Annotated in this window: 13 protein-coding genes; 5 read left to right on the top strand and 8 right to left on the bottom strand. The window is 73.5% G+C overall.

What is annotated here, in order from left to right; genetic code table 11:
* Window positions 1-33 precede the first annotated feature (33 nt).
* Together ABIH81_RS17295 and ABIH81_RS17290 are read left to right on the top strand one after the other, a co-directional pair.
* The gene (locus tag ABIH81_RS17295) at window positions 34-1,437 is read left to right on the top strand and encodes an alkaline phosphatase PhoX (RefSeq protein ID WP_349875956.1); all 1,404 of its coding nucleotides are present in this window, start codon (window positions 34-36) and stop codon (window positions 1,435-1,437) included.
* Window positions 1,438-1,589: 152 nt separating this feature from the next.
* Window positions 1,590-2,177, top strand: coding sequence for a type II toxin-antitoxin system antitoxin SocA domain-containing protein (locus tag ABIH81_RS17290; protein WP_349875955.1), 588 nt, complete (start codon window positions 1,590-1,592; stop codon window positions 2,175-2,177).
* 429 nt (window positions 2,178-2,606) lie between these two features.
* Here the strand turns inward: ABIH81_RS17290 and ABIH81_RS17285 are convergent, their stop codons facing one another.
* Window positions 2,607-2,834 carry a DUF397 domain-containing protein gene (locus tag ABIH81_RS17285; RefSeq protein WP_349875954.1) on the bottom strand — a complete coding sequence of 76 codons (228 nt, stop codon included), beginning with the start codon at window positions 2,832-2,834 and terminating at the stop codon, window positions 2,607-2,609.
* Window positions 2,825-3,592 (bottom strand): DUF5753 domain-containing protein, encoded by a 768-nt coding sequence (locus ABIH81_RS17280; RefSeq protein WP_349875953.1) that lies wholly within the window; start codon window positions 3,590-3,592, stop codon window positions 2,825-2,827. The genes ABIH81_RS17285 and ABIH81_RS17280 overlap by 10 nt, the downstream gene beginning before the upstream one ends.
* A 190-nt stretch (window positions 3,593-3,782) precedes the next feature.
* On the opposite strand from ABIH81_RS17280, the gene ABIH81_RS17275 reads away from it, so the two are divergent.
* On the top strand, window positions 3,783-4,061 hold the full coding sequence (locus ABIH81_RS17275) for a hypothetical protein (RefSeq protein ID WP_349881133.1): 279 nt from the start codon (window positions 3,783-3,785) through the stop codon (window positions 4,059-4,061).
* On the top strand, window positions 4,058-4,327 hold the full coding sequence (locus tag ABIH81_RS17270; RefSeq protein ID WP_349875952.1) for a hypothetical protein: 270 nt from the start codon (window positions 4,058-4,060) through the stop codon (window positions 4,325-4,327). The genes ABIH81_RS17275 and ABIH81_RS17270 overlap by 4 nt, the downstream gene beginning before the upstream one ends.
* Window positions 4,328-4,400: 73 nt before the next feature.
* Here the strand turns inward: ABIH81_RS17270 and ABIH81_RS17265 are convergent, their stop codons facing one another.
* The 4 genes from ABIH81_RS17265 to gltB all read right to left on the bottom strand — a co-directional run bounded on the left by ABIH81_RS17265 (window position 4,401) and on the right by gltB (window position 14,442).
* Window positions 4,401-7,079 (bottom strand): hypothetical protein, encoded by a 2,679-nt coding sequence (locus tag ABIH81_RS17265; protein WP_349875951.1) that lies wholly within the window; start codon window positions 7,077-7,079, stop codon window positions 4,401-4,403.
* Window positions 7,080-7,194: 115 nt separating this feature from the next.
* The gene (locus ABIH81_RS17260; protein WP_349875950.1) at window positions 7,195-7,980 is read right to left on the bottom strand and encodes an SGNH/GDSL hydrolase family protein; all 786 of its coding nucleotides are present in this window, start codon (window positions 7,978-7,980) and stop codon (window positions 7,195-7,197) included.
* Between the two features lie 296 nt (window positions 7,981-8,276).
* The gene (locus tag ABIH81_RS17255; RefSeq protein WP_349875949.1) at window positions 8,277-9,782 is read right to left on the bottom strand and encodes a glutamate synthase subunit beta; all 1,506 of its coding nucleotides are present in this window, start codon (window positions 9,780-9,782) and stop codon (window positions 8,277-8,279) included.
* Entirely contained in the window at window positions 9,775-14,442 is a 4,668-nt protein-coding gene (gltB, locus tag ABIH81_RS17250; protein ID WP_349875948.1) for a glutamate synthase large subunit, read from the bottom strand. Before gltB ends, ABIH81_RS17255 begins: the two co-directional genes overlap by 8 nt.
* A gap of 145 nt (window positions 14,443-14,587) precedes the next feature.
* Between gltB and ABIH81_RS17245 the strand changes: the two genes are divergently transcribed.
* Complete coding sequence (locus ABIH81_RS17245; RefSeq protein WP_349875947.1) at window positions 14,588-15,430, top strand: GNAT family N-acetyltransferase; 843 nt, start codon at window positions 14,588-14,590, stop codon at window positions 15,428-15,430.
* A 21-nt stretch (window positions 15,431-15,451) separates the two neighbouring features.
* On the opposite strand, the gene ABIH81_RS17240 is transcribed toward ABIH81_RS17245, so the two are convergent.
* Both ABIH81_RS17240 and lgt read right to left on the bottom strand, forming a co-directional pair.
* On the bottom strand, window positions 15,452-16,639 hold the full coding sequence (locus tag ABIH81_RS17240) for an NAD(P)/FAD-dependent oxidoreductase (protein WP_349875946.1): 1,188 nt from the start codon (window positions 16,637-16,639) through the stop codon (window positions 15,452-15,454).
* A gap of 11 nt (window positions 16,640-16,650) precedes the next feature.
* Window positions 16,651-17,874 carry a prolipoprotein diacylglyceryl transferase gene (gene lgt, locus ABIH81_RS17235; RefSeq protein ID WP_349875945.1) on the bottom strand — a complete coding sequence of 408 codons (1,224 nt, stop codon included), beginning with the start codon at window positions 17,872-17,874 and terminating at the stop codon, window positions 16,651-16,653.
* Between the last annotated feature and the right edge of the window lie 36 nt (window positions 17,875-17,910).

The following is a 17,910-nucleotide window of genomic DNA, read 5'->3' as shown; positions in this document are numbered from 1 at the left end:
CCCTCAGCGAACCGTGCAAAGGAAGGCGACGACGTGACCACCTCACCTCTTTCCCGGCGGTCCCTGCTGCGCGGCGGCGCGGCCGGCGGACTCGGCATCGTGGTGGCCGGCAGCCTGGAGGCCATCGCCGGACCGGTCGCGGCCCGGCCCGCGTGCCGCCCCGCCGCCGGCTACGGCGACCTGGTGCCGGACCCGGCCGGCCTGCTGGCGCTGCCGCCCGGCTTCTCGTACACCGTCGTCGCGCAGGCGGGCGCGACGCTGCTGGAGTCCGGGCAGCCCACCCCGAGCGACGCGGACGGCACCGGCTGCTTCCGCGGCCCGCACGGCTCGGTGCTGGTGAACAACCACGAGATCGGCGGCGACGAGCCGTACCCGGTGCCGGCGCTGCCCGGCCTCACCTACGACCCGGGCGCCCGCGGCGGCACCACCACCATCGAGGTGGACCGGCACGGGCGGCGGCTGCGCGAGTACGTCAGCGTGGCCGGCACGCACAACAACTGCGCCGGCGGCATCACCCCGTGGGGCACGTGGCTGACCTGCGAGGAGACCGAGCAGCGGGCCGGTGGGCGGTACCTGAAGGACCACGGGTACGTCTTCGAGGTCGACCCGCACGACCGGTCCGCCAACACCGGCCCGCTGCCGCTGACGTTCCTCGGGCGGTACTCCCACGAGGCGGTGGCGGTCGACCCGTACACCCACTCGATCTACCTGACCGAGGACGCGAGCGGGCCCAACGGCCTGTACTTCCGGTGGACGCCGCCGCCCGGCTTCCGGGCCGGCAAGGGCGCGCTGCGGGCGCTGGCCCAGCGGCCGGACGGGGGGAGCCTCGCCGCGATGCGCTGCCTGCGCGGCGACGCGCACGTGGCCGACCTGTCCGAGGCCACCACGCCCGGCACCCGGTACCGGGTGGAGTGGGTCGAGGTGCCGGACCGCGACGCGCGGACCGTGTCGGTACGCAAGCAGTTCACCGACGCGGAGGTGACCCGCAGCCGCAAGCTGGAGGGCGCCTGGTGGGGCGACGGGGGCGCGTACTTCGTGGCCAGCTACGCCCGCCACGACGACGGCAGCGCGAACGAGCACGACGGCCAGGTGTGGTTCTACGACCCGCGCCGGCAGACCGTGACGCTGAAGACCGTCTTCGGGGTGAACACCGACCCGGAGGCCGACACCGGCAACTACGACGGGCCGGACAACATCACCGTCTCGCCGTACGGCGGGGTGATCCTGGCCGAGGACGGCGAGGGGGTGTCGCACCTGGTCGGCGTCACCGAGCAGGGCAAGGCGTACCCGCTGGCCCGCAACGAGCTCAACGACAGCGAGTTCACCGGACCGACGTTCAGCGCGGACGGGCGGACGCTGTTCGCCAACATCCAGTCACCGGGGTACGTGTTCGCGATCACCGGCCCGTGGGGGCGGCCGAGTAACGCGCATCGTTGAGACGGCGGCGGCCGGCGGTTCCCAGGCGGGAATCGCCGGCCGAGCAGTGCCGGTATGCGACGGACGTCCCATTCGATACAGCTGCGCGGGTCGCCTGGCCAGGCGGATCATCGGTACGCTCTGAGCAGGGCCGATGAAGGAGGTGTCCCCCGATGGCCAACGCACACGATGTCGCTGCAGCAGTGCTCGCCGAGGTTGGTCGGGTCACGGCCATGAAGCTGGAGAAGCTCGTCTACTACTGCCAGGGGTGGCACCTGGCCCGTACCGGAGCACCGCTGTTCGCCGAGCCGATCGAGGCCTGGCGGGAAGGCCCTGTCGTCCCCCTGCTCTACCGGCAGCACCGCCAGCAGCTCTACGTGTCGGACTGGCCGCTCGGGAACGCCTCCCGGCTCACCGACGCCCAGCTCGACTGCGTCCGCTGGGTCACCCGCGAGTACGGAAAATTCTCGGCGGCTGAGTTGTCGACCATGACGCACAACGAGTTGCCGTGGCGAGCCGCTCGGGGGGCGCTGCCCGAGTCCGCCAGTTCCTCCGAACATCTCGACATCGACCTGATGCGGACCTACTACGCGAGGCAGATGGCGAGCACGGAGACAGCTGTCGCTCTGGCCACCGCGAACGCCGCGATCGAGGGCGAGGAGTTCGACGAGGACTGGCAGGAGCGCCTTCGCGATGTGGCCTCGGGTCTGGTCAGCGCCGAGGATCTGATCGCCGAAGAGATCGCCCGCCTTCGCAAATGATCGATCCGTACTGCTGGCCGGGTACGGATTGCCTGGTCAACAAGTTGGGCCTGAGGGATGCCGCCGCCTGCGCGCCTTCCTGCGCCAGCTCGGCGCCGCGGCCGGCTACCTGCTCGACTGGTCGGAACTCGACGCGGCGGACAACATCGCGGCCTGCGTCCAGCACCTGAACACCGGCGAGACGGACCTCCTGAGGGCAGCGCTCGATCCGGTCGTCCGACGGATCAGCTGAGCCACGTCCCTCAGTCGTAGATCATGGAGGGATATGGCCCCTGGAAGGGCCCTCCGCTTCCAAGATCTGGCAGCCCTCAGGTACCCGACGACCGGGAGACCACCGCTGCTCCACCTGGGCTGGTTGCCTCCCCGCGCGAGCGCAGCCCTCGGCGGAGACGGCCATCCCCCCGCCGGGCCAGTTCGGCATCGAGATCCTCAGCGAGCGTCGGTGCTGGTTCCTCGCCGCTCACTGACGCCGATCTCCTTGGCCAGGCCGACGAACCCCTGCCAGGCAGCCGGCTCGAAGGCCAGTATCCCGCCGGCCCGGTCCTTGGTGTCCCGGACCAGCACGACGCCCGTGAGGTTGTCGGCAACCTCCACACAAGAGCCGCCGTTGTTGCCGCTCTTCGTGCTCTTGCGCCATCGCGCACCGGTCATGTCCATGATCCTGCCGCTTCCCTGATCAGGTCTAGTGACTGGGTTCGGGAGAGTGCCTCGCCCCTGATGCGCTCCCACCTACGGCTGAGCGTAGCAACGGCCGCAGCCTCATTAAGGAGCTGCGCGGACGCCTGGCTGTCGACGTGCGCGACATGTTCACCGGTGGGCAGTTCGGCGAGGATGAAGCCACCACCGAGCCCCGGATACATGCCGACGCCCCTCGGCACGACGTGTATCTGCACACCGGGCAGGGTTGCGTAGCGGACCAGGTGCTCAAGCTGCTCCCGCATCAGCTCACGGTCACCGTAGGCCGACTGATGCAGCACACCCTCGAAGATGACCGCGACGACCAGGGGCGGCCGGTCCCGACGGAGGATCGCCTGTCGTTCGATCCGCGAGGCAACCAGTTCGTCGGCCTCCGCCGAGGTCAGCGCCTCGCCCGTGAGTGTGGCCCGCGCGTACGCCTCCGTCTGCAACAGGCCGGGGACCCACGTGTGCTCGAACCAGCGGATCGCCACGGCATCCCGTTCCCAGTCTACCCATTCACGCAGCCACGGCGGCTCGCGGCGCTTGAGGACATCGGGCCAAAGGTCCCCGACGTCCCGCCCGAGGAGCGCGGCCACCTGCGCACGTCGGCGAGGTTGCGGGACACGTCCCGGGGAGATCCAACGGGCCGCTGTCTTCGGATCCACGCCGGTCTGAGCTGCGAGGCTCTCCGCCGTTTCGCCAGCTTCGGCCATCGCCACCTGGAGCGCGTGATTCATCCTTCCTCCCCTATGGACGTCCAGGACACCCCGACACCATACGACAACGCTGTGTATTGGTCCCGTAGCCGTCGGCAAGGTGGCGTACAGGTGATCCAGCCAACGTCCCAAGGGGGAGTCCGTGCCCGACGACAAGCTGAAGGCGAGGCGTGCCAGCGCACCGCCGACCACGCCGACGGATGCTCGCCCGATCAAGGCGGGGGATCTCCTACGCCTCGACCGCACGGCGAGCGTGCAGTTCTGTCGCCCGATCACCGTTCGGGTGATCCGGGAGATCGCGGATCGCCACACGTACGACGGCTGGACGTGGATCGAGGCGTACGAGCTGAACGCCAAGGGCGACGCGGTCGCCAAGCGGGAGCTGTTCGTCCAGCCGGCCGGGCTGCACTGGCTGGACGGCCGGGCGGGTGAAGGCGCGGTCGTCGGCCGCCGTGTTCGGACGGCCACGCGGAAACGGGTGCCGGCGTGAGCACCGGCGCCCGTCCGCACCTGCCGGTGCGCCCGCTCTGGATCTGCAAGCGCTGCGCTCACCCGTGGCCGTGCGCGGAGGCTCGGCTGGCGCTGCTCGCCGAGTACGCGGCTGATCGCCTCGCCCTGTCGGTCTATCTGTGCGGGCAGCTCTACGACGCAGCTCAGGAGCTGCATCGCCTCAACCCGCACGAGTCACCGAGCCCGCAGGCGCTGTTCGCCCGCTTCGTCGGCTGGGCTCCGTTGCGCTCGCCGCCGCTTGCATGAGGTCAGGCGCTCGTGCCCATGAATCTTGGTACGCGGGCGCCCCTCGCGGGGCGCGCGCGTACCAAGATCTCGCCTAGCGTGGGGCGACGCGGCAGCCGGGGTCGGGGCCGGCGTCGGCGACGCCGCAGTGGAACACCTCGACCGGGGCGGCGTCCACGTCGGGCACCTTCGCCACGGTGAGCAGCGCCAGCCGCTTCGCGACCGGTTCGCCGGAGTCCGGGGCGTACCGGATGAGGCCGCTGACCCCCGGGTAGCCGCCGGCGGCGTTCTGCCGCAGCACCTCGGCGTGCACCCCGACCGGATTGACCGAACGGGGCTCCCAGCGGCGGCCGGTGTCGGCGTGGCGCAGCCGGGCGGCGAGGCTCTCCAGCGCGCGTACCGTCATCATGGTGGCGTCGTAGGCCAGGCTGACCCGCTCGCCGACCGGCGGGCCGGCCCCGGCACGGCAGCGGGGCGGGTCGAGCAGGCCGTCCGCGCCGATCCAGGTGAGGAAACTGCCGCGGGCGTCGTCGCGCCCGGCCTGCGCGGCCCGCAGCGACGCGCAGGTGGCCAGCGCGGCCTTCGACACGTACGTGACCGGCAGGTTGCCCGGCGCGCTGGCGCGCAACCCCGGGTTGGCCATGTAGCGGTTCACCGAGTCGTCGGCGACCAGGTGCCGGGGCGGGTTCGCGCCGCACTCCTTGAGCGCGCGCATGAACCCGTCGAACTCGGACCAGCGGCCGGCGAAGAAGAGCATCCCCGGGTAGCCGCACTCCTGAGTGAGCCGCCGCCCGCTGCGCCACTCGTCGAGCCGGGTGATCCGGTCCCCGAAGCGCTCCCGCAGGCCGTCGACGAGGGTGGCGACGTACAGGTCGTCGGCGAGCGAGCTGCCCTCGCCGGTGGTCCAGTAGACGTGCGCCTCCCCCACCCGCAGCACCTGCCGGGCGTACGCCTCGACCATCCGGGCCTGATCCCGGTTCGGCGCCGACATGGCCAGGTAGAGGCTGGAGTTGTCGTCCATCCGGTCGGCCGACAGCGTGGGGGCGAGTACCGGCAGGCCGACCCGGTTGAGTTCGCGCAGTGCGGCCGCCGTGCTGGTGCGGCTGTCCACCAGCCCGACCACGCCGAGCAGGGTCGGGTCGTCGCGGGCCAGCCCCTCCAGCATCCGCACCGCGTCGTCGGCGTGCCGCATCTGCCGCCCGGCGTTCGCCACCACGATGTGCAGCAGCGCCGCGTCGTCCGCCGCCGCCGACTCCTGCAGCAGGGCGTACTGGGCGGTGGCCATGCCCTCCAGCTCCTCCCGCTCGGAGACGTAGGACTCCTCGTCCGCCCGGGTCCGGTTGCCGGTGAGGCTGCCCAGGTAGACCAGCGTCAGGTAGGGGCGGCGGTGCTCGCTGCGCCGCCACACCTCCTCGGCGGCCCGGTTCTGGGCGAAGATGCGCCGCTGCACGGCGCGCAGCCGGTCCTGCCCGGGTTCGCTGTTGAAGACCTGCCCGGCGGTGTCGCTGTAGCCGACGCACTCCCCGCCGACGAGCCGGACGGCGACCCGGTCGGTGGGCCAGGGGCGGCAGTCCGGCGCCCACCGCCCGTGCGCCCACAGGCCCAGCCCGGCGACGAGCGCCAGGGCCACCGCGGCGGGCAGGAACCGCCGTGCCCACCAGGGCGGGTCGGGCGCGGCAAGGGCCGGCGGCACGCCTCCCACCGGGACGTCGACGTCCCGGTCGTCCGCCTCCAGCAGCATCAACCAGGCGCCGGGGCGGCGCAGCCGGCGGTTCTCCGGCAGCGCCTCGGCCCACTCCTCGTACGCCTCCTCGGCCTGGGCCAGCGGCCGGGAAGCGGCCGGTTCCGGCGGCGGGTCGGCGGCGACCGCGACGACGAGCAGCGGGTCGTTGCGGCCGGTCTCGTTGCGCACCTCGTCGACGAGCCGGACCAGCGTGTGCCCGACGTTGTCCGGCCGCGCGCCGTCGAGCACCAGCACCGGATAGGCGGTGCGGCGCCAGTCCCCGGGCCGCCAGAACCGCCGCCGGTACGCCAGGCGCAGGTCCTCCAGGAACGCGTGCAGCAGCAGCTTCTCCACCTGGGCCGGGTGTTCGCCGTCGCGCCAGCCGGCGGTGAGCCGCTCGGCGAAGCCGAGGAACGTCACCGACTGCCGGGGCGCCAGGTACTGCTGGCGCATGAACCAGCTGTACTGCCGTCCCACGAGCGGCACCCGGCCGGAGACGGCGATCCGGAACACGACGCTGGGCACGGCCCGCCACAGCAGCCAGAGCAGCAGGTGCAGCGCGGTGCCGAGGCCGGAGTCCCCGCCGACCTGGGGGTCGTCACCGGCCCGCCGTCCCCGCCAGTCCCGCAGCCGGCGCACCAGCGCGGCCCGGCCGCTGTCGGCGGCGTCCAGGTCCACGGCGAGCGTCTGGTGCATCAGCCAGTCCGCCAGCGGGTAGTGCCGGAACCGCAGCCGGGGCGCGCCGAACGCCTCCACGGAGAGCTGCCGGTGCAGCTCGCGCAGCACGGCCGCGACGTCGTCGCCGGCGGGCCGGCCGGTCAGGTCCAGCACCACGTGCGGCACCCGGCGCCCGGCCCGGCGCGCCGCGAAACGCCGCAGCAGGGCCGCGACCGCGCCGTCCCCGGCCGGCCGGACCAGCCAGAGCAGCGGGAGCCGGCGGTCGCCGCGCCGGGGGCGCCGCAGCAGCCGGGCCAGCAGGGTGAGCAGTTCCGGGCCGCCGGCCGGGAGCTGCTCCCGGAGCGGCCGTGACCGGATCACCGGTTCGCGCATGGTCACCTCCGGGTCACGCGGGGCGTCGCACCATTGTCGACGTTCGATGCAACCCGGCAGGGCGGGGCCCCGCTCGACGGACGGATGCCGGGCGGGGCCCCTCCTCGCGTGCGGATCAGCCGATGGCTGCGGTCAGCGCGGCCAGGTAGCCGTAGCGGTAGCCGCTGGCGTTCGGGTGGTACGCCTCGATGACGCCGCTGACGTCACGGATCCACGGTTCGGCGGCGCACACCCCGTGCCCGGCGAAGTACGGCCGCGCGTCGACGAAGGTGCCACCGGCCGCGGCGGCCCGGCCGGCGATGACGCCGTTGAGCGTGTCGGCGGCCTGGTTGAGGATGGTGCGCTTGTAGCTGCTCATGGCGAGCAGTCCGCAGTAACCGGTCTCGAACAGCCGCGGGTAGCCGAGCACCACCAGCCGGGCGTTCGGGGCCCGGTTGCGGATCGCGGTGTACGTGGCGTCGAGCCGGCCCGGCAGCGTCGCGGTGGCGAACGCCTTCGCCTCGTTGACCGCGCTCTCGCAGGTGGACGTGCTGCCGAAACGGCAACTGGTCATCACGTCGGCGAAACCGGCGTCGTTGCCGCCGATGGTGATGGTGACGAGCGTGGTGCTGCTGCCCAGCTGGCCGACCTGGTTGTTCAGCACGTCGGCGGTGACCGCGCCGCCGCAGGCCGGGAACTTGAAGCTGGTGACCGAATGGGCCGCGGCCCAGAGCGGGGCGTACGACTTCTGGCTGCGCAGGCAGGTGGACAGGTCGTACGGGCCGGCGCCGACCCCGGAGGAGTAGGAGTCGCCGAGGGCGACGTAGTTGACGGTGGCCGCCCGGGCGGCGCCGGGCAGGAGCACGGCGCCGAGGACGGCCGCCAGTACGGCGGCGAGCGCGGTACGGACGCGACGGGACATGACAGAGCCTCCACGGGACAGGGTGGTGGAGCCCGTTGACCGCGCGCGTGGCCGAGGGATCGGTGCTGTTACTGGTCGGTAATGCTATCGAAACATTTGCCGAAATAGAACAGCCGAGCTCGGCGAGCAGGGGAAGATTCGTTCACATGCGTCGATCCGGTTGCCGGTGACGCCGCAGCGCGACCCGCCGCGCGACGCGCCCGCCGCGCGGCGGGCGCGGCGCGACCGCCGCGCGGACGGCGATGTTAAGAAGGGCCCCCTCCTCTACCCGAGGCGTTAAGAGGGGGCCCTTCCTTTCAGCGGGCGGCGAGCGGCTGGCGGGCCGGGTCGACCGGGGCGGGCAGCTCGCCCACCCCGCCCAGGTACGCGTGGATCGCCGCCGCGGCGGCGCGTCCCTCGGCGATCGCCCAGACGATGAGCGACGCGCCCCGGTGCATGTCACCGGCGACGAAGACGCCGTCGGCGGCCTGCCAGTCCGGGCGGGCGTCGACCGCGCCGCGGGCGTTGCGGGTCACCCCGAACTGGGCCAGCAAGGGCTGCTGCTCGGTGCCCTCGAAGCCGATGGCGAGCAGCACCAGATCGGCCGGGATCTCCCGCTCGGAGCCGGGCAGCGGGGTGACGATGCGGCGGCCGTCCACCTTCTCCACTGTCACCTCGGCGATCCGGACGGCGCGGACCTGGCCGGTGCCGTCGTCCACGAACTCCTGCACCGCGACGGCGAACACGCGCTCGCCGCCCTCCTCGTGCGCCGGGTAGTTGCGCAGCAGCCACGGCCAGGTCGGCCACGGGTCGCGGGCGGCGTCGCGCTCGGTGGGCGGCTGCGGGTAGAGGTCGAGCTGGTGTACGCCGGCCGCGCCCTGCCGGTGCGCCACACCGAGGCAGTCCGCCGCGGTGTCGCCACCACCGATGATCACCACGTGCTTGCCGGCGGCGTCGATCGGTGTGCCGTCGGGCAGCGTCGCCAGCGCGGGCCGCCCGTCCCCGGCGGCGGCCACGACCCGGTTCGCGGCCACCAGGTGCGCCATCGCCTGGTGCACGCCACGCAGCGCCCGGCCCGGTGTCTCGGGGGTGTCCCGGCCCTGCAACGCGCCGCAGGCCAGCAGCACCGCGTCGTGCTCGGCGCGCAACTGCTCGGCGGTCACGTCGACGCCGACGTCGACGCCGGTCCGGAACCGCACACCCTCGGCGGTGAGCTGGGCCAGCCGCTTGTCGATGTGCTGCTTCTCCAGCTTGAAGTCGGGGATGCCGTAGCGGAGCAGACCGCCGATCGCGTCGTCGCGCTCGTACACGGTGACCGTGTGACCGGCGCGGGCGAGCTGCTGCGCGGCGGCCAGCCCGGCCGGGCCGGAGCCGACCACGGCGACCGACCGGCCGGTCGGGGCGGAGGCGGGCCGGGGCCGCAGGCCGTCGCGGGCCACCGCCGCGTCGGCGATCTCCACCTCGACCTGCTTGATGGTGACCGGCTGCTGGCCGCCGAGGCCGAGCACACAGGCCGCCTCGCACGGCGCCGGGCAGAGCCGGCCGGTGAACTCGGGGAAGTTGTTCGTGGCGTGCAGCGACTCCACCGCGGCGTCCCAGTTGCCGGTGCGGACCAGGTCGTTCCAGTCCGGGATGCGGTTGCCCAGCGGGCAGCCGTCGTGGCAGAACGGGATGCCGCAGTCCATGCACCGGGTGGCCTGCTCGCGGATCAGCTCCTCGCCGGCCGGCGGGTACACCTCGCGCCAGTCGGAGATGCGCACCGGCACCGGACGGCGGGCCGGCAGCCGCCGGTCGTAGCGCAGGAAACCGTTCGGGTCAGGCACGAGCCACCTCCTGGGCGACCGCCCGGGGCGCGGGCGGTACCGGCGCGGCCGACGGCACGCTGAGCGCGCTCATCACCGCGTCGTCGACGTCTCGGCCGGCGGCTTCGGCGGCCCGCATGATCTCCATGACCCGGCGGTAGTCCCGGGGCACCACGGCGGTGAACTCCTCCACCGCCTGCGGCCAGCGCTTGAGCAGATCCTCGGCGACCGCCGAGTCCGTCTCGGCGAAGTGCCGCTGGACCAGCTCGTGCAGCCGGTCGCGCTCCTCGTCGCGCAGCGGCGACAGGTCGACCAGCTCGGCGTTGACCAGCCGCTGGTCGAGCCGGTGCACGAACGCGGTGCCGCCGGACATGCCGGCGGCGAAGTTGCGCCCGGTCGGCCCGAGCACCACGACGGTGCCGCCGGTCATGTACTCGCAACCGTGGTCGCCGAGGCCCTCGACCACCGCCACCGCGCCGGAGTTGCGGACGGCGAACCGCTCCCCCACCCGGCCGCGCAGGAACACCTCGCCGCCGGTGGCGCCGTACAGGATGGTGTTGCCGGCGATGATCTGGTCCTCGGCGCGGCGGCCCGGCGCGGCGTCCACGCCGACGAACGGCGCGTCGGCGTCCGGCCGGACCACGATCCGCCCGCCGGACAGTCCCTTGCCGACGTAGTCGTTGGCGTCGCCGTACAGGCGCAGCGTGACCCCGCGTGGCAGGAACGCGCCGAACGACTGACCGGCGGTGCCGCGCAGCCGGAACTCGATCGTGTCGTCGGGCAGGCCGGTGCCGCCGAAGCGGCGGGTCACCTCGCCGCCGAGCATCGCGCCGACGCTGCGGTGCTCGTTGCGGACCTCGACCTCGACCCGGACCGGGGTACGGTCGCGCAACGCCGGCCCGGCCAGCTCGATGAGCCGGTTGTCCAGCGCCGCGTCGAGGCCGTGGTCCTGGGCGCGTACGCCCCGGCGGGCCGCGCCCTCGGGCAGCTCGGGCAGGTGCAGCACGCGGCTCAGGTCGAGCCCGTGGCCCTTCCAGTGGTCGATCGCGCCGGCCACGTCGAGCAGCTCGGTGTGGCCGATCGCCTCGTCGATGCTGCGGAAGCCCAGCTCGGCCAGGTAGCCCCGGACCTCCTCGGCGAGGAAGAGGAAGAAGTTCTCCACGAACTCGGGACGGCCGGTGAAGCGCTCACGCAGCACCGGGTTCTGGGTGGCGATGCCGACCGGACAGGTGTCCAGGTGGCACACCCGCATCATCACGCAGCCCTCGACGATCAGCGGCGCGGTGGCGAACCCGAACTCCTCGGCGCCGAGCAGCGCCGCGATCAGCACGTCCCGGCCGGTCTTGAGCTGGCCGTCGACCTGCACGGTGACCCGGTCGCGCAGCTTGTTGAGCAGCAGCGTCTGCTGCGCCTCGGCCAGGCCCAGCTCCCACGGGGTGCCGGCGTGCTTGAGCGAGTTGAGCGGGGACGCGCCGGTGCCGCCGTCGTGCCCGGAGATCAGGATGACGTCGGCCTTGAGCTTGGCCACGCCCGCCGCGACGGTGCCCACGCCCACCTCGCTGACCAGCTTGACGTGCACCCGGGCGGCCGGGTTGACGCACTTGAGGTCGTGGACGAGCTGGGCCAGGTCCTCGATGGAGTAGATGTCGTGGTGCGGCGGCGGGGAGATCAGGCCGACGCCCGGGGTGGCGTGCCGCGTCCGGGCGATCCACGGCCAGACCTTGTTGCCGGGCAGCTGCCCGCCCTCGCCGGGCTTCGCGCCCTGCGCCATCTTGATCTGGAGGTCGTCGGCGTTGACGAGGTATTCGCTGGTCACGCCGAACCGGCCGCTGGCGATCTGCTTGACCGCGGAGCGGCGCGCCGGGTCGTGCAGCCGCTCGACGTCTTCGCCGCCCTCGCCGGTGTTGGACTTGCCGCCGAGCCGGTTCATCGCGATGGCGAGCGTCTCGTGCGCCTCCGCCGAGATGGACCCGTACGACATGGCGCCGGTGGCGAAGCGCTTGACGATCTCGCCGGCCGGCTCGACCTCGTCCAGCGGCACCGCCGGGCGTACGCCGGTGCGCAGCGTGAACAGCCCGCGCAGCGAACCCGCCTGCGCGGCCAGCTCGTCGACCTTGGCGGTGTACTGCCGGAACACGTCGTACTGGCGGCTGCGGGTGGCGTGCTGGAGCAGGAAGACGGTCTCCGGGTTGAACAGGTGCAACTCACCCTCGCGGCGCCACTGGTACTCGCCGCCGACCTCCAGCCGGTCGTCGCCCTGCGCGCCCGGCGCCGGCCAGGCCCGCCCGTGCCGGGCCGCCACCTCGGCGTGGATCTCGGCCAGCCCGATGCCGCCGATGGTGCTCGGGGTGCCGCGGAAGTACCTGTCGACCAGGCGGGTGTCCAGGCCGACCGCCTCGAAGACCTGTGCCCCGCAGTACGAGGACACGGTCGAGATGCCCATCTTGGACATGATCTTCAGAACGCCCTTGCCGAGCGCCTTGACGTAGTTGCGGACGGCCTTCACCCGATCCATTCCGGCCAGCGCGCCGGTGGAGATCATGTCCTCCACCGACTCGAAGGCCAGGTACGGGTTGACCGCCGCCGCGCCGTACCCGATCAGCACCGCCGCGTGGTGCACCTCGCGGCAGTCGCCGGACTCGACGACCAGCGCCACCTGGGTGCGGGTCTGCTCGCGGACCAGGTGCTGGTGCACCGCGGCGGTGAGCAGCAGCGACGGGATCGGGGCCAGGTCGGCGTTGGAGTCCCGGTCGGAGAGCACCAGGATGCGCACGCCGTCCTCGATCGCCTCGGAGACGTGCCGGCAGATCTCGGTCAGCCGGGCCTTGATGCCCGCGCCGCCGTCGCGCAGGCGGTAGAGCCCGGAGACCCGGACCGCCTTGAAGCCGGGCAGGTCGCCGTCCTCGTCGATGGACAGGATCTTGGCCAGCTCGTCGTTGTCGATCACCGGGTACGGCAGCACGATCTGCCGGCAGCTCGCCGGGCCCGGGTCGAGCAGGTTGCCCTCCGGCCCGATGGTGGACGCCAGGCTGGTCACCAGCTCCTCCCGGATGGCGTCCAGCGGCGGGTTGGTGACCTGGGCGAAGAGCTGATGGAAGTAGTCGTAGAGCAGCCGCGGCCGGGTGGACAGCGGGGCGATCGGGGTGTCGGTGCCCATCGAGCCGATCGGCTCGGCGCCGCTGCTGGCCATCGGGCCGAGCAGGATCTTCAGCTCCTCCTCGGTGTAGCCGAACGTCTGCTGGCGGCGGCGTACCGAGTCGTGCGTGTAGACGGTGTGCTCGCGCGGCGGCAGGTCGTCCAGCTCGATCAGGCCGGCGTGCAGCCACTCCTGGTACGGCTGCTCGGCGGCCAGCTCGGTCTTGATCTCGTCGTCGGAGACGATCCGGCCGTTGACGGTGTCGACCAGGAACATCTTGCCCGGCTGGAGCCGGCCCTTGGCGACCACCGTGGCCGGGTCCAGGTCGAGCACGCCCGCCTCGCTGCCGAGCACCACCAGGCCGTCGGCGGTGTGCCACCAGCGGCCCGGGCGCAGGCCGTTGCGGTCCAGCACCGCGCCGACGATCTCGCCGTCGGTGAACGCGACCGACGCCGGGCCGTCCCACGGCTCCATCAGGCTGGCGTGGAAGCGGTAGAACGCGCGCTTGTCGGCGCGCATGTCCGGGTCGTTCTCCCACGCCTCGGGGATCATCATGAGCACCGCGTGCGGCAGGCTCCGCCCGGCCAGGTGCAGCAGTTCGAGCACCTCGTCGAAGTTGGCCGAGTCGGACGCCGCCGGGGTGCAGACCGGGAAGACCCGGCGGATGTTGCCGGGGATGCTCGGGCTCCGGAGCAGCGCCTCCCGGGCCTGCATCCAGTTGCGGTTGCCCCGGATCGTGTTGATCTCACCGTTGTGCGCGATGAACCGGTACGGGTGCGCCAGCGGCCAGGACGGGAACGTGTTCGTGGAGAAGCGCGAGTGCACCAGCGCGATGGCGCTCACCACCCGCTCGTCGGTCAGCTCCGGGTAGAACGCGGGGAGCTGGTCCGGGGTGAGCATGCCCTTCCACACCATGGTGCGGCCGGACAGCGACGGGAAGTACGCCGGCACGCCCCGCTCGGCGGTCTCCCGCTCGACCTGCTTGCGCAGGCAGAACGCCACCCGGTCCAGGTCGATCCCGGTCAGCGGGGAGCCGGCCGGGCCGTCCGGCGAGCCGGTCAGCCGGTGCGCGGCCACGAACAGCTGCCGGACCCGGGGCATCGCCGCGAGCGCGGTCTCACCCAGGCCGGACGGGTCGGTCGGCACCTCCCGCCAGCCGAGCACGTCGGCGCCCTCGACCAGCGCGTACTTGTCGACCACCTGGCGGGCGCGGGCCTCGGCCGCGTCGTCGTCGGGCAGGAACACCAGGCCGGTGGCGTACTGGCCGGCCGGGGGCAGCGGGAAGTCGGCGGTGGCGCGCAGGAACGCGTCCGGCACCTGGATCATGATGCCGGCGCCGTCCCCGGTGTTGTGCTCCGCGCCCCGGGCGCCCCGGTGGTCCAGCCGGCACAGCGCCCCGAGACCGTTCGCGACGACCTGGTGCGAGCGCCGCCCGTGCAGGTCGGCCACGAAGGCCACGCCGCAGGCGTCGTGCTCGTACGCGGGGTCGTAGAGCCCGGTCGTGGGTGGGGCCGACTGCGGGCTGTGAGGGTACGGAAAGGCCACCGGGCCTCCTGTCGTCACTCAGGATGGATCATGATGGGGACGACGTCGGCCCTCTGCGGTTTATTGAGTCTACGTTAGGGCTTCCGGCGCAAGGCCAGTTCAGATTGATCACACTTCCAGATGCTGGGACGTGTAGTCTCGCGCGGTGGATGTCGCACGCGCTGACGTACTCGACCGGTTGGAGCGGTTCTACGACGCGGTGCCCCGCGACGGGGCCCGGACCGAGGAGTACGGCGCCCTGGTGCTGTTCGTCCGGGACGGCGCCGGATGGCCGTTCTACGCCCGGCCCCGGCTCGACGCCGACGAGCCGCCCACGCTCGCCGACGTCACCGCCGTCCGCGCCCGGCAGCGGGAACTGGGCCTGCCGGAGGCGTTCGAGTGGGTGCACGAGCACCAGCCGGACCTGCTCGCGGTGGCCCGCTCGGCCGGGCTCAGCGTGCTGGAGGCGCCGCTGATGCTGCTGGAACCGGAGCGGCTGCCCGACCCGGCGACGTTCAGCGACGTACCGGTGCGGGTGCTGGACCCCGCCGACCCCGGCTTCGCGGCGGACATCGCGCTGCGACGGGCCGTCGCGGCGGTCGGCTTCGCCAACGGCGGCACCGCGCGCGGCGACGCCGGGCCGGCCGAGCGGGACGCCGCCCTCGCCCGGCTGGACGTGGCCGCGCTGGAGGAGGAGGCGACCCGGGTCGCCGACGGGCGGCGCGTCTCGGTGCTCGCCGGGACGCCCGACGAGGGCGCGCTCGCCAGCGGGATGGCGATGCGGGTGGACGACGTGGCGGAGATCGCCGGCGTGGCCACGCTGCCGTCCGCCCGGCAGCGCGGGCTGGGCGCGGCGGTGACCGCCACCCTCGCGCGGGAGCTGCTCGCCGCCGGCACAGACCTGATCTTCCTGAGCGCCGGCAGCGAGGACATCGCCCGCGTCTACCTTCGGGTCGGGTTCCGCCGGGTGGGTACCGCCTGCATCGCCGAGCCCGCCGCCGTCATCTGAGGCCGCACGCCCCGGCGCAGGTCAGGACGGCGGCTGCCAGGCGGCGGCCGCCGCGGCGGCGGTGTTGCGCAGTCGCGGGCTGATCGTGCCCAGGGCCGCGTCCCGGGCGCGCAGCGCCAGCCGGCCCCGGGCCTGAAGGACCGCCGACATCCGCCGGGTCTGCCGGACCATCGTGGCCGCGCGGGGGCGGCGCAACCTGTCGTACGCGGTCACCGCGTCCGGCAGCCGCGACTCCCGCAGCAGCCCGGCCAGCGTCGCCGCGTCCTCGAACGCCAGGCAGGCGCCCTGCCCGAGGTGCGGCGGCATGGCGTGCGCGGCGTCGCCGAGCAGCACCACGCCGCCCGGGCCGGCCGGGAAGCCGTACGCCTTGGGCAGCGGGCGCAGCTCGCGGATCTCCTGCTGGACGACGTCCTCCGGGTCGGTCGCCTCCAGCAGCGTCCCGATCGGCGCGGGCCAGCCCGCGAACCAGCGTTTGAGCAGCGCGAGCTGGATCTCCGGCGGCTCCGGCCGGGGCGCGCCCGCGGCGGTGGCGACCCAGTAGACGCCGCCCCGGCGGGACGCGCCCGCGGTGCCCCGATCGCCGAGCGAGGCGGCCAGGAAGCGGTACCCGGCGCCGAGCGTCTCGCCGTGCACCGGCTGGTCGTCCGGCAACTGCGGGGCCCGGTACCAGGGGATGACCGCCCGCCAGGCCGCGCACCCGGAACTGACCACCGCGGTCTCCGGTGCGAGGTGCCGGCGGATCTCGCTGTCGGTGCCGTCGGCGGCCACCACCAGGTCCGCCTCGTAGGTGTGCCGGCCGTCGCCCACCGCCGGACGCTCGCCCGGCGCCGCGCGCACGGTCCGCACGGTCACGCCGGTACGCAGCTCGACCCGGTCGCCCAGGCCGGCGATCAGCGCGTCGTGCAGGTCCTCCCGGTGCACCACCACCGGCATCCGCTCGGCCGGCGTGGACCGGGCCTGCACCAGCCAGTGGCCGTCCGGCCGGCGCACGCCGCCGTCGGGCAGCGGGGTGGCGATCGCGTCCAGCCCGTCGCCCAGCCCGAGGGCGCGCAGCGCGCGTACCCCGTTGGGCCAGAGCACCACGGCGGTCGCCTCCGGGCGGACCCGGTCGGCGCGTTCCAGCAGCGTGACCTGCCAGCCCGACCGGGCCAGCACACCGGCCGCCGCCATCCCGCCGAGGCCGGCGCCGACCACCACCGCGCTGCGCATGACTCCCCCGCTCAGCTGTCCCGGTCCGCCGGGCGCCCGCCGCTGTCGGCCCGGCCGGCGTTCGTGCGCTCGGCGTCCGCCCGCTCCGGTTCCGTGTCGTCGCCGTCCGCGCCCTCGGCGGCGGAGTCGGTGCTCGCGCGTCCGGCCTCGTCCGCGTCGTCCGCGTCGTCCGTGGCGGCGTCGGCCCCGACGGCGGCTTCCGGCCGTTCGTCGTCGGCCGGGGGCAGCACACCGGTCTTCCGGTACGCGTCGAACTGCTCCTCGGTCACCACCCGGTAGCCCTCGGGCGCGACCGGCCGTGCGGCGGCCTCCCGGGCGGACAGGTCGACCTGGGACACGTCGCCGGCCGGGCCGGCCGCGGGGGCCGGCTCGCCCACCGGTACCAGGTATTCGCGGGGACCGCGGACCCGGATGAAGTAGGCCAGCGCGCCGAGGAAGACCAGCGCGGCGGTCCAGACGTTGAGGCGTACGCCGAGGATGAGGTTCGCCTCGTCGGTGCGCATCAGCTCGATCCAGAACCGGCCCGCCGTGTAGCCCATCACGTAGAGCGCGAACGCCCGGCCGCGACCGAGCCGCAGCTTGCGGTCGAGGAACAGCACCAGCGCGGCGACGCCGACGTTCCAGAGCGCCTCGTAGAGGAACGCCGGGTGGTAGAGCCCCGGCTGGAGCACCGGGTTGCCGGCGTCGTCGCGCAGCGCGTGACCCGGGTTGTCCGGGTCCATCACGTGCACTTCGAGGCCCCAGGGCAGCGTGGTCCGCCCGCCGTACAGCTCGTTGTTGAACCAGTTGCCCAGGCGGCCGACGGCCTGCGCCAGGGGCAGCCCGGGCGCCAGCGCGTCGGCGATGACGGTGAACGGGATGCCGAGCTGCCGGGCGGCCAGCCACGCGCCGACCGCGCCGCCGGCCACCGCGCCCCAGATGCCGAGACCGCCCTCCCAGATGTAGAGCGCCTTGATCGGCTCACCACCGGCGCCGAAGTATTTCTCCGGGGAGGTGATCACGTGGTAGATCCGCGCGCCGATGATGCCCGCGGGCACGGCCCACACGGCGATGTCGAGCACCGCGCCCGGCGCCACACCGCGGCGGCGTAGCCGGTACTCGGTGACCACGCAGGCCACCACGATGCCGAGGATGATGCAGAGCGCGTACGCCCGGATCGGAACCGGACCGAGCTGCCAGACGGCGGTGCTGGGGCTGGGCATGGCCGCCAGTGGGGTCATCGGGGCGAGGGTCACGGGTGCACACGGTACCGGTGCGGACCGTGTATGCGG

This window comes from Micromonospora sp. HUAS YX12, assembly GCF_040215685.1.
Lineage (GTDB): Bacteria > Actinomycetota > Actinomycetes > Mycobacteriales > Micromonosporaceae > Micromonospora > Micromonospora tulbaghiae.
Note: the sequence above shows the minus strand (reverse complement) of the source record. Positions and strands in the feature narration are given on the sequence as shown.